The sequence below is a fragment of the Phytohabitans maris genome (assembly GCF_031085175.1).
Taxonomy (GTDB): Bacteria; Actinomycetota; Actinomycetes; order Mycobacteriales; family Micromonosporaceae; genus Phytohabitans; species Phytohabitans maris.
This window is the reverse complement of the sequence record NZ_JAVHUY010000007.1, coordinates 156,076-168,029: the sequence shown is the minus strand read 5'-3', so window position 1 is coordinate 168,029 and position 11,954 is coordinate 156,076. Positions and strand designations below refer to the sequence as shown.

The 11,954-nt window shown below is 69.5% G+C and carries 9 protein-coding genes; 2 read left to right on the top strand and 7 right to left on the bottom strand.

Annotation, left to right across the window (positions count from 1 at the left end):
- Window position 1: 1 nt before the first annotated feature.
- From RB614_RS09585 to RB614_RS09570, 4 genes are read right to left on the bottom strand one after another with little or no spacing between them, the layout of a single operon-like run.
- Window positions 2–1,645 (bottom strand): ABC transporter substrate-binding protein, encoded by a 1,644-nt coding sequence (locus tag RB614_RS09585; RefSeq protein WP_308712039.1) that lies wholly within the window; start codon window positions 1,643–1,645, stop codon window positions 2–4.
- Window positions 1,646–1,691: 46 nt separating this feature from the next.
- Window positions 1,692–2,609: a carbohydrate ABC transporter permease gene (locus tag RB614_RS09580; RefSeq protein ID WP_308712038.1), complete on the bottom strand. Its 918-nt coding sequence runs from the start codon at window positions 2,607–2,609 to the stop codon at window positions 1,692–1,694.
- Window positions 2,606–3,595 carry an ABC transporter permease gene (locus RB614_RS09575; protein ID WP_308712037.1) on the bottom strand — a complete coding sequence of 330 codons (990 nt, stop codon included), beginning with the start codon at window positions 3,593–3,595 and terminating at the stop codon, window positions 2,606–2,608. The genes RB614_RS09580 and RB614_RS09575 overlap by 4 nt, the downstream gene beginning before the upstream one ends.
- Window positions 3,592–5,976, bottom strand: coding sequence for a beta-xylosidase/alpha-l-arabinosidase (locus RB614_RS09570; protein ID WP_308712036.1), 2,385 nt, complete (start codon window positions 5,974–5,976; stop codon window positions 3,592–3,594). Before RB614_RS09570 ends, RB614_RS09575 begins: the two co-directional genes overlap by 4 nt.
- Before the next feature lie 258 nt (window positions 5,977–6,234).
- Here RB614_RS09570 and RB614_RS09565 point away from each other — a divergent pair, with 258 nt between their 5' ends.
- Together RB614_RS09565 and RB614_RS09560 are read left to right on the top strand one after the other, a co-directional pair.
- Window positions 6,235–7,272, top strand: a complete 1,038-nt coding sequence (locus RB614_RS09565; RefSeq protein ID WP_308712035.1) for a LacI family DNA-binding transcriptional regulator — start codon at window positions 6,235–6,237, stop codon at window positions 7,270–7,272.
- Complete coding sequence (locus RB614_RS09560; protein WP_308712034.1) at window positions 7,272–8,243, top strand: acetylxylan esterase; 972 nt, start codon at window positions 7,272–7,274, stop codon at window positions 8,241–8,243. Before RB614_RS09565 ends, RB614_RS09560 begins: the two co-directional genes overlap by 1 nt.
- A 59-nt stretch (window positions 8,244–8,302) precedes the next feature.
- Here RB614_RS09560 and RB614_RS09555 read toward each other — a convergent pair whose 3' ends face one another.
- The 3 genes from RB614_RS09555 to RB614_RS09545 are packed head-to-tail and all read right to left on the bottom strand — an operon-like array spanning window position 8,303 to window position 11,806.
- The gene (locus RB614_RS09555; RefSeq protein ID WP_308712033.1) at window positions 8,303–9,658 is read right to left on the bottom strand and encodes a tetratricopeptide repeat protein; all 1,356 of its coding nucleotides are present in this window, start codon (window positions 9,656–9,658) and stop codon (window positions 8,303–8,305) included.
- Window positions 9,659–9,665: 7 nt separating this feature from the next.
- Entirely contained in the window at window positions 9,666–10,157 is a 492-nt protein-coding gene (locus RB614_RS09550) for a vWA domain-containing protein (protein WP_308712032.1), read from the bottom strand.
- 35 nt (window positions 10,158–10,192) lie between these two features.
- A complete protein-coding gene (locus RB614_RS09545) occupies window positions 10,193–11,806 on the bottom strand; it encodes an NAD-binding protein (RefSeq protein WP_308712031.1) in 1,614 nt (537 codons plus the stop codon).
- Window positions 11,807–11,954 lie beyond the last annotated feature (148 nt).

Sequence of the window (11,954 nt, the reverse complement as noted above, 5' to 3'; positions counted from 1 at the left end):
GTCAGCCGTGTTCCTTCTTGTAGCGGTCGTAGGCCTTCTGCTGCAGTTCCATGTACTGGTCCATGTTCTTGCTCTTCAGCTCGTTCACGTACGCGTCCCACTCGCTGAGCGGCCGCTGGCCGAGGATGAACCGTAGCGTCTGCTGGTCGACGTAGTCGCGCAGCGTGGTCTCCCACAGGGTCGCCTGCTCGCGCTCCTCGTCGGTGAACGGCGCCGGCGGAGGCGCCACCCACGGGGCCGGCTGGCGGGCGCCGACGACCGCCTGGTACTCCTGCTCCTCCGGCGAGAAGAACGACTGTACGAGCTCGGGCTTGCCGCCGTACGCGAATATGCCGTTGTAGAAGCCGAAGTCCTTCTGCAGGTGCTTCGGCGCGTTCGGGTGCAGCCCGATCACGTTGACGTCGTCGGCGAGCTGCGGCTTGCCGGAGGCGTCCCGGGTGAACGTGGTGCCCTCGATGCCCCACCTCGCGAACTCCTGGCCGGAGTCCGAGTAGAACAGCCAGTCGATGAACTGCATCATGGCCACGAAGTTCTTGTTGTCCTTGGCCTTCGACGAGATCATGACGCCGTTCTCGGTGCGGGGAGCGGGGTTGACCTCCCCGGCCGGTCCGACCGGCAGCGGGATCTTGACGAGCTTCGCCGCCGGGTTCTTGGAGAGGTCGGGGCGGTAGTCGTTGACGAGCGCCTGCGCGTTGCCGGTGATGACGAACGACTTGCCGGTGGCCAGCTTCGACCGGGCCTGGTCGTCGGTCTGGGTGAAGCTCTCCGGGTCGAGCAGCTTCTCCGACACGAGCTTGTTGAGGTACTCGACCCACGCCTTCCACTGCGGGCTCGCCGCGGTGTAGAAGTACTTACCGGCGGCGGCGTCCCAGGTGGCGTGGTTGAAGCCCCAGCCGCCCGGCGCGCCGTACGACGAGCCGAGGATGTTCCACAGGTTGGCGGTCGGCTTGGGCTGGCTGTACCGGTCGGTGAACGGGTAGAGGTCCGGATACCTGGCCTTCATCGCCTTGAGCATCGTGTAGACCTCGTCCCAGGTCTTCGGCGTCTGAAGCCCGAGCTCCTGGAGGATGTCGGTGCGGACGACCAGCGAGTAGTCCTGCCACGGCTTTTCGTGCAGCCCGGGGAGCAGGTAGAACTTCCCGTCCGACTGGCGCAGCCCGTTGATCTCGGGCGCCATGTTCCACTTTGCGATCTTGTCTTTGAAGTTGGGCATCAGGTCGATGTAGTCGCTGACCGGCAGGATCGCGCCGGAGGAGACGAACGCGTTCTCCTGCGGGTGGTACGTCTTGGGGATGATGAGCGGGGCGTCGCCGGCGCTGATCAGCACGCTGCGCTTCTGCTCGTAGTCGCTCAACGGCACGGCGGACGGCTCCAGCGTGACGTTGGTCCGCTTGGTGAGCTCCTGCCAGAAGAGCCAGTCGTTCTTGAGCGGGTAGTTGGGGTGGTTGTTGTAGAGCATCGAGAAGCTGATCGGCTCCGTGGCCTTGAACTGGTCACCGACGTTGTAGCTTTCCATGGCGCCGGCCCGGTTGGCGGAAAGCTCCTCGGCGGGGTCGCTGTCGTCGCCGCAGGCCGTCAGCCCCAGCGTGAGAGCGAGCGCGCTGGCCGCCGCGGCCACCGCACGACGCCGGGATCGTAGGAACATCGCACCGTCCTTTCTAGACAGTCAATACTTCGAATGAAGCGGACGGCTAGCCCTTCACGGCGCCGAGCATGATGCCGGAGACGAAGTACCGCTGGATGAAGGGATAGACCGTCAGGATTGGCAGCGTGGTGAGCACGATCGTGACGGACTTGATGGTGGCGTCGACCTGCGCCTCGTCCGTTTCGGCGATCGCGCCGGCGAACTCGGCACCGGTCGAGCCGGCGATGAGGTTTCGCAAGTAGACGGTGACCGGGAAGAGCTCCTGCCGGTCCATGTAGAGGAACGCGGAAAACCAGGAGTTCCAGAAGGAGACCGCGTAGAAAAGCACCATCGTGGCGACGATCGCCTTCGACAGCGGCAGCACGATCCGGAGCAGGATCCCGTAGGTACTGAGGCCGTCGACGGCCGCCGCCTCCTCCAGGTCGGTCGGCAGGCTTTCGAAGAACGCCTTCATGACGAGGAGGTTGAAGACACTGATGGCGTTCGGCAGGGCGATGGCCCAGACCGAGTTCTTCAGGCCGAGGCTGGTCACCAGGACGTAGTTGGGGATCAGGCCGCCGTTGAAGAACATCGTGAACACCGCGACGGCGACCAGGAACGTCCGGCCCTTGAGGTGTTTCTTGGACAGGACGTAGGCGTACGTGGTCGTCAGGATCAGGGCGACGCTGGTGGCGACGAACGTGTAGTAGACGGTGTTGCGGTAGTTCCTCCAGAACATCGAGTCGGACATCACGTGCTCGTACGAGGTGACGTTGAACCCCTTCGGCAGCAGGTTAACCTCGCCGGAGATGATGCTGGCCTGGTCGCTCATCGAGCGGGCCACGATGTTGATGAACGGGTAGAGCGTCACGACCACCACGCCGGTCAGGACGATGGCGTTGACCACCTGGAAGGCGCGGTAGCCGCGGGTGGGCCGGATTCCCGGCTTTCGCCGGGTGGGCCGCCGGAGCGCGTCGAGGGTCACCACAGGCTCGTCCCCACTGTGCGACGGGAGATGAAGTTCGCCGACAGCACGAGCACCAGCCCGATGACGGACTCGAAGAGCCCGATGGCGGCGGCGTAGCTGAGGTTGCCGGAGACGATGCCGACCCGGTACACGTACGTGGAGATGACGTCCGCGGTCTCGTAGGTCAGCGGGTTGTAGATCAGCAGGATCTTCTCGAAGCCGACCGCCATGAACGTGCCGATGTTGAGGATCAGCAGCGTCATCATCGTCGGCCGGATGCCGGGCAGCGTCACGTGCCAGGTCTGCCGCCACCGGTTGGCGCCGTCGATCCGCGCCGCCTCGTACAGGTCCTGGTCGATGGTGGTGAGCGCGGCGAGGTAGAGGATCGTGCCCCAGCCGACGGTCTGCCACGCCTCCGACGAGACGTAGATGGTGCGGAACCACTCGGGCTTTTGCAGGAACGCGCTGGGCTCCCCGCCGAGCGCGTTCACGAGCTGGTTGACCACGCCGTCGACCGACAGCATCTGCATGATCATGCCGGCGACGATCACGATGGAGAGGAAGTGCGGCAGGTACGACACCGACTGGACGAAGCGCTTGAGGTAGCGGGTGCGGACCTCGTTGAGCAGCAGCGCGAGCACGATCGGCAGCGGAAAGCAGACGAGGAGGGTCAGCCCGCCCAGGATCAGCGTGTTGGTGAAGACGTCCCAAAAGGTCGGGTCGCTCAGGAACATCTTCACGTAGCGGAGCCCGACCCAGTACTCGCCGAAGATGCTGCCGCCGGGGCGGAACCGCCGGAACGCGATGACGTTGCCGATCATCGGCAGGTATCGGAAGACCACGAAGAACACCAGCGGCAGCAGGGCCAGCGAGTAGAGCTGCCAGTCCCGGCGGAACGCCCGGCGCCAGCTCTGCCGCCCCTTGCGCACCTTGCGGGTCACCGGCGGGAGCGGCGGCTGCGCCAACGTCGTCGGTGGGGGATCCAATATTTTCGGTGTACTCATGCGGTGCCCTCCCGGCCGAGTCCCTCCCGAACGGCGTGCTGCGGTACCGGCGCGGCGCGGTCGACCCGCGCCAGGGCCTGGAAGCGGCGCTCGTGGCCGACCTCGCGCTCGGCACCGGTCAGGCGCAGGGGCACCGCGGCCACCAGGTCGCCGGCCGAGCGGCCGAAGCGGAGCTCCACGTCGCCGGGCTCGACCACGCGCCGGCCGTGCAGCCCGGTGAAGGCGGCGACGTCGGCGGGGACGGTGAACGTCACCCGCGCGGTCTCGCCCGGCGCCAGCGGCACCCGGGCGTATCCCACGAGGCGGATCACCGGCCGGGTGACCTGGGCGACCGGGTCGTGCAGGTAGAGCTGGACCACCTCGGCGCCGGCCCGCGTGCCGGTGTTGCGGACGGTCAGCTGCACGGTCGCTTCGCCGTCGACCGGCCACTCGGCGTCGCCGGCCGCGTCGCACCACTCGAACGACGTGTAGCTGAGGCCGTGCCCGAACGGGAACGCCGGTGTCGGGTCCACTGAGGACACCTGGGTGCGGCGGCCGAGCGGCGGCGCGAGATAGGTGGTGGGGAGACCGCCCGCGTCGCGCGGGATGCCGACCGGCAGCCGCCCGGACGGGTTGACCGCGCCGGTGAGCACCTCCGCGAGCGCCTCCGCGCCCCGCTGCCCCGGGAAGAAGGCCTGCACGATGGCCGAGGCGGTGTCGAACTCGTCGCCGATCGCGTACGGGCGGCCGGAGAGCAGCACCAGCACCACGGGCGTGCCGGTGGCCAGCACCGCGCGTACCAGCTCTGCCTGGACCCCCGGAAGGCGCAGGTCGGCGGCGTCGCAGCCCTCGCCCGACGTGCCCCGCCCGAACAGGCCGGCGCGGTCGCCGACGGCGACCACGCAGACGTCGCTCTCCGCCGCGGCCGTGGCCGCACCGGCGATGCCGGTGATGTCGTCGCCGGTGATCGCGCAGCCCGGCACGTACGTGAGGCCGGGGCGCAGCCGCTCCAGGGCCTCCCGCAGCGTGGGGATCTCCACGCCGACCTCGTGCTCCGGGTGCCGCACGCCCACGTGGGTCGGGAACGCGTAGCAGCCGAGCATCGCCAGCGGGTCGTCGGCGACCGGGCCGACCAGCGCCACCCGCGCGCCGGGCGCGAGCGGCAGCAGGCCGTCGCCGTTACGCAGCAGGACGATCGACTGGCGGGCCAGGCGCAGCGCGATGTCGCGGCCGGTCTCGTCGTCGAACCGCAGCTCGTCGACGCCGTCGGGCAGCGGCTGCCAGTCTTCGTCGAGCAGGCCGAGCTCGGCCTTCTGGGCCAGCACGCGGCGCACCGCGCGGTCGACCAGCGCCTCGTCCACCGCGCCGGAGCTGACCGCGTCGACCAGCGCGGGGCCGAACGCGTCGACCGTGGGCAGCTCGACGTCGATGCCGGCGCGCAGGGCGAGCGCGGCGGCGTGGACCGGGTCGGCGGCGACGGCGTGCAGCGTCAGCAGGAACTTCACCGCGAAGTAGTCGGAGACGACCGTGCCGGTGAAGCCCCACTCCTCGCGCAGCAGGCCGGTCAGCAGGGCCTCGTCGGCCGCGGCCGGGACGCCGTCGATCTCGGCGTAGGAGTTCATCACCGAACGGGCGCCGCCCAGGCGCAGCGCCATCTCGAACGGGGGGAGCACGATGTCGGCCAGCTCCCGGCGCCCCATCGACACCGGCCCGTGGTTGCGGCCGCCGCGGGAGGCCGAGTAGCCGGCGAAGTGCTTGAGCGTGGCGACGACGCCGGCGTCCTCCAGACCGCGCACGTACGCCGCGCCGACGGTGCCGACCAGGTACGGGTCCTCGCCGATGGTCTCCTCGGTGCGGCCCCAGCGGTAGTCGCGGGTCACGTCCACCACCGGCGCGAGCCCCTGGTGCACGCCGGCCGCCCGCATCGACCGGCCGATGTGCCCGGCCATCTCCTCGACCAGGCCCGGGTCGAACGCGGCCCCCCAGCACAGCGGCGTCGGGTACGCCGTCGCGCGCCAGGTGGCGAAGCCGGTGAGGCACTCCTCGTGCACCTGCGCCGGGATGCCGAAACGGCTCGCGGCCGCGATCTCGGCCTGGGAGACCGCCAGCGAGCGGGCGCCCAGCGCCGGGTCGACCGGCGCGGTGCCGAACGGCCGGGTGAGCTGGCCCAGCCCGTGCTGGATGACCTCGCTCCACGGCGCGCCGCCCATCATGTCGGCCTGGTGCGGAGCCACCCCACCGCCCTCGGCGTCGGCGCCCACCCAGACGCCGACGAGCTGGGCGATCTTTTCCTCCAGCGTCATGAGCGGCAGGAGTACCTCGGCGCGCTCGGTCGGCGGCAGCTTCGGGTCGCGCCAGCGCGCGGGTGCGAAGTCCGTCCCGACCGGTACCTGACCTGCCATGCCACCCCTTCGATCGAACGGTGCCCTCCGGGGCTCGGCTGCGCGAAAATTTCCGCAACAACCTCGTTACATATGGCGGCAACATAGGCGTCGTCTGCGATCGATGTCAAGAGGCTCGATTGCGATGCTCAGTAGGTGTTATCGTCCTGTGCGTCATGCCTGGGCGCGGCTGCCCCCGTTCTTGGCGAGGCTGGCCTAGATCGGGTCGTCCACGGCGAAGAATTGCCGAAACTTCCGAGTGGGCTGCGTGAGTTTTCGATGACGGTTCCTCCTCCGGTCGCCAAGCCCGGATCCGCCACGATCGCGACGATCGCCGATGAGGTCGGCGTCTCCGTCACGACCGTGTCCAAGGTCCTCAACGGGCGCGCGGACGTCGCGCCGGAGACCCGCGCGCGGGTCGAGGAGAGCCTGGAGCGCCACCGCTACCGCCGCCGCGCCAACCGCCAGTCGACCACTGCCCAGCAGATCGACCTGGTCTTCCACGAGTTCGACACCGCGTGGGCCATGGAGATCATCAAGGGCGTGGAGACGGTGACCGCCAGCGCCAAGGTCGACATCGTGCTCTCCCAGCTCGACGGCGCGCACAGCCCGTCGCAGCAGTGGCTGGACACCGTGTACGGGCGGCGTCCGCTCGGCGTGCTCCTCGTGCTCTGCCACCTCGCCCAGGCCCAGCAGCGCCAGCTGCAGCGGCAGCGGATCCCGTTCGTCGTCATCGACACCGACAGCGCGACGTCCGCGTCGGTGCCCACGGTCGGCTCCAACAACTGGAACGGCGGCCTGCTCGCCGCCCGCCACCTGCTGGAGCTGGGCCATCGCCGGATCGCGGTGATCTCCGGCCCGGAGGACGTGTTGTGCAGCCGGGCCCGGGTGGCCGGCTTCCGTTCGGCGCACGACGAGGCCGGCGTACCCGTCGATCCGCAGCTGGTGCGGTACGGCAACTTCGCCGCGCACAGCGGCAACGACCACGGTCTGGAGCTGCTCCAGCGTCCCGACCGCCCGACGGCCATCTTCGCCGGCTCGGACATCCAGGCGATGGGCGTTATGCGGGCGGCCCGCCAGCTCGGCCTCGACGTGCCCCGCGACCTCTCCGTGGTCGGCTACGACAACCTGCCGGTCGCCACCTGGATCGGCCCGGCGCTCACCACGGTCAACCAGCCGCTGCGCGACATGGCCGGCACCGCTACCCGGATGCTGCTCGACCTGGCCCGCGGGGAGGAGCTGGCCACCAGCCGGATCGACCTGGTGACGGAGCTGATCGTGCGGGAGAGCACGGCTCCGCTGTCCGGGGTGGCCTGATGGCGCTCTTCGACCTTCCCCTGGACCAGCTCGAGCGGTACGCGCCGGACGTGCGGGAGCCGCTCGACTTCGACGCCTTCTGGCGTTCCACTGTGGAGTCGGCGGCCGCGAAGCCGATCCTCGTCGACGTCCAGCCGTACCGGAACGAACTGTCGCTTGTGGAGACGTGGGACGTCACGTTCGCCGGGTACGGCGGCGATCCGGTCCGGGCCTGGTACACCCGACCGGCCGGTGTGGACGGTCCGATCCCGGCGGTGGTGGAGTTCCTGGGGTACGGCCGGGGGCGCGGGCTGCCGCACGAGCGGCTCACCTGGCCGGTGGCCGGCTACGCCCACCTGCTCATGGACTCCCGCGGGCAGGGCGGGCAGTACGGCACCGGCGGCGACACCCCGGATCCGCACGGCGTCGCGCTGGGCGGGCCCGGGCCGGTCACCCGCGGCATCCTCGACCCGCACGACTACTACTACCGGCGGCTCATCACGGACGGGGTACGCGCCGTGGAGGCGGTCCGCGCGCTGCCCGGCGTCGACCCGGCGCGGGTCGTCGTCGCCGGCAACAGCCAGGGCGGCGGGCTCGCGCTGGCCGTCGCCGGGCTGGTGCCCGACCTCGCCGCGCTGCTCACCACCGCGCCGTTCATGTGCCACGTCCAGCGCGCGATCGACATCACCGACGCCGAGCCGTACGGCGAGATCGTCACGTTTCTGGCCGTGCACCGCGAGGCCGAGGAGGCGGCCCGGCGCACGCTGTCCTACATGGACGGTGTGGCCTTCGCCCGCCGCGCCGGCGCCCCCGCGCACTTCGGGGTGGGGCTGCGCGACACGGTCTGCCCGCCGAGCACGGTGTACGCCGCGTACAACCAGTACGGCGCCGACGACCGGGTGCTCTACGCCTACCCGTTCAACCACCACGAGGGCGGTGAGGCCGTGCACGTACGCCGCCAGCTCCGGTGGCTCCGCTACCACCTGGAGTGATCAAAGCTCCCGTCAAGTCGCTAGAACGACTTGACGGGAGCTTTGATCACAGGCGGGCGCTAGGCGAGCCGTTCCTCGTACTCCTCCAGGATGGCCTTGACCGAGGAGACGCGGTCTTCCGGCAGTGCCGCGGTCACGATGAAGTCGCGCAGCGGCGCGCTGGCGGAGAGGGCGGCGGTCCCCCAGTAGCTCGCCTCCAGATGGGCGAACCCCTGGCTCAGCGCGTCGACCGCCTCCTCCGGCTTTCCGTTTACCGCAAGGATCTCCGCCAGGTCGAACCAGCGCCACGGGTCGTCGGTGCCCTCGGTCCGGGCGGTGTATCGCGCCAGATCCTCCAGCGTCCGATAGGCGTCGAGGGCTTTGTGCTGGAGGACGATCTCCTGCCCGGCCAGCAGCAGATCGATCTTGGCCACGTTTAGCAGTGGATAGGTGTCTCGCGCGTTGATTCTGGCCGCGTTGTGGTAGGCGTCGCGGGCCAGCCGGAGCGTTGTCATGTCGAGCGGCACGGCCGGATCCTCGGACCTGCTCTTGCGGCGGTAGACGCCCCCGAGGTTGGAGTAGGCCTCGGCGGAGGTCGGATCGAACGTCAGCGCCTGCTCTAACGACTCGATAGCGTCATCCAGGTCGCCGTGTTGGCTCTGGGTGACGCCGAGCTCCTGCCAACTGCGTGCGTCTTCTGGGTTGAACCGGGTCGCCCGCCGCAGGTGCGCCAGCGCTCCCGCATAGTCGCCCCGCAGCCGCATGGCGACACCGAGATGGAAATGCGCGCGATAGTTGGCGGGATTGCTGTCGAGCGCCATACCCAGGATTCGGATCCGCTCCTCGTGGTCGGCCCTCAACGCCGCAGCCACGAGCTCCTCGCCGCGCTCTTGACGGAGTCTGGCCACCTCCGACCGTAGGTCGGACAGCTCGATTCGACTCACGCTCACCACAGCCGCATTCTGTCTGACCGGACTGTCGGTGTGCTTGCTTCGCAGACCTTCCACAATCGCGGAGACGATCTGCTGCCGACTCAGCTCTATCTCCGAGGGCCCGCGGCCATACCGAATGACACGGTTGGCGGCGACGTTGAACCTGATGTCGTGCACCAGATCCTGGCAGGTGAGTACCGTTACGTTGTCACGAAGCGCCCAGCGGGCGCCAAGCTCGAGGTAGACGTTTGGGTTTGCTCCGGAAAGGTCCGCGATGTAGACCGGTGCCTCAAGTGCCTCGTTGAACATTGACTGATGGATCATGCCTTGGCTGGTCTTGTCCTTCTCGATCCGCGGATCGACGTGGATGCCAAGCCGTTCGCCCAGATCGCGCGCCACGGGGATATACAGGTGCTGCTTGATCTCCTCGATATCGGTCCACGCGGCATGCGGGCCCATGTCGCTTCCGGGCATCGCGATGAAGAGGACGAGGGGGGAATCCACTGCCGTATTATCCACCGCCTGGCTCCTTTCGTGCCGCCAGGTCCGTCGCGACGAGAGGCTCAGGCAGGCGCCGTGCACCCTCCGGCCAGACGACCACCACCGGCACGCCGAGGCCCCGCGCCACCCGCACCACATCCGCCGTGTCGCCCAGATGGTGGGAGGGCTGCCCGTCCCAGACGGCGAAGAGCACATCGCTACGCCGGAGCAGCTCCTCACTGGCCGCCCGGAAGGCTTGCCGGTTGGAGTACTGGAACGGCATACGTGCGACCTGGATCGCTTTGGAGAGGAAGTGGTCGAAGTCGTCGCGGTCGACGATGCTCTCCCGGTAGTCGTCGGCGGGAAGGACGACCTGGAGAGCGCCGTCGCTCTCGACCACGGCCCGGGCGAAGATCTGGTCGGCGCCGTCACACAGGCAGGTGATGCCGTGAAACGTGGAGCCCGCATAGGGACGGAGGGCGGCGACCACGGCGTCGTAGACGAGCTCCGTGGTCTCGCCCACGAGTCGAGCGTGGCCGGTTATCCCAATGCGCGCCATCAGGAACCTTCCCTCATCCGCACGATGCGGAAGCCGTAGTCGGCGAGTATCCCGGGCAGCTCACGAATGGCGTCTGAGTTCACCCTCCGTATGCTCTCCGGCAAGTCGTCCCAACGTCGGATTCCTGGATGCAGCATACGGTCGTAGTCCGCTGCTTCGGCGAACCGCCAGCCCTCACGCAGCCGGGCCTGCAGCCACCGCTCGTGCTCTGTGATGGCCAGTCGGGTCACCTCCTGCGTCGTAAAGACGTACTCCTGGCCGGCGGCCACGCGTGGCGCGAGGACGCACTCGATCGCGCGCAGCTTGCGGCCGATGTCGGTGGCCTGTGCCCGGTTTTCGACCTTGTACAGGTCGGCCAGCCGCGGCCACGGGGCCAGGGACGGGCTGTCGTCCGGCCCGTCGCCGCGCCGCCGCCGGGCGGCCCGGTAGCTCTCGTGGACCACCCGGGCGAGGCGCTCGCCGAGGTCGTCCCGGATCAGGCCGGGGTCGCAGGCCGCGTCGACCACCCCGAAGAGGCGCAGCGTGCCGGACACCTCGTCGAAGAGCCGCTCGTCGCGGGCGCCGTCGAAGGCGTCCTGGAGGGTGGCGAGCTGGTCCTGCCGGACGATCACCGTGCCCGGCCCGCCCCGCCACAGCCGGTCGGCGATCAGCGCGGTCTTCAGCGCCACCTGCTCGTCGTCGTGGCAGATGAAGACCCGGTCGGGTGCCTCCGGAGCGACCTTTCCCGCCAGCACCGCGAGCAGGTCCCCGTCGTACGGCCGCAGGTCGCAGGCCTTGCTGAGAAACGGGTACCGGAAGCTCAGCTCGTCGATCACCTGGGTGGCCGCGTCGTCGACCACGGCCACCTCGACCCGCCACATCGCGGCCGGCGGCAGGACCCGCCACTGCCGGGCCAGCTCCACGACGACCGCGCGGCCGAACGCCGTGGCGCCGACGACGAGAAACCGCGGCGGCCGGTCGAGCGGGGGAACGATCGGGTCCTTGGCCAGCAGGTGGCGGGCGGCCACGTCGTCGATGTTGAAGAAGTCGAGCCGGATCGTCGGCGGCTCGCTGGTGCCCAGGTGCCGGGCCTGGAGGGCGAGGCAGAGCTCCTGGTCCTGCACCTGGGCGTACACCGCCAGCGGGCGCTCGCCGCGCTGCCGCCGCCCGGCCGCGAGCGCGATGGCCGTATTGGTGGCGCTGTCCTCGGCGCAGGCGTAGAGGGCGCTGGCGCGGGCGACCCCGGCCGCCCGCAGCACCTCCGGGTCGCGGGCGTCGCCGAGCACCCAGAGCAGCGACCGGCGGCTGCCGACCGCCCCGCTGCGGCTGTCGGCGATGTGCACGACCAGGTGGCCGGCGGCGCGCAGCTGCCGGGACAGGGTGGTGGCGACCGGGCCGTCGCCGCAGATCACCACGTGGCCCCGCGCCCGCCGGGCGCGCAGCCGCTCGGCCTCCGCCGCGAAGACCAGCCGGAGCGCCTCCACCAGCGCGTAGAACGTGACGGCGGGTGCGGCGAAGCGCGCGATCTCCAAGGACAACGGGTACGGGCCGCCGTCGTCGGTCGCCGGCGACCCGAGGACGAAGAGCTGCAGGGCGTTGTAGAGGACGTCGGAAAACCGGGCGGAATCCCCCATGTACTGATGTAGACCTATGTATCCAAACAGGAGGGAAAGGAACGCCGCAGCGGTGAAGAAGGCGCGCACGCCGACGACAGGGGTGTATCGCTTGTCGCCCGCCACGCTCACCTCGCCTTCGCTGCGTAGCCATTCTATGACTCAAAGC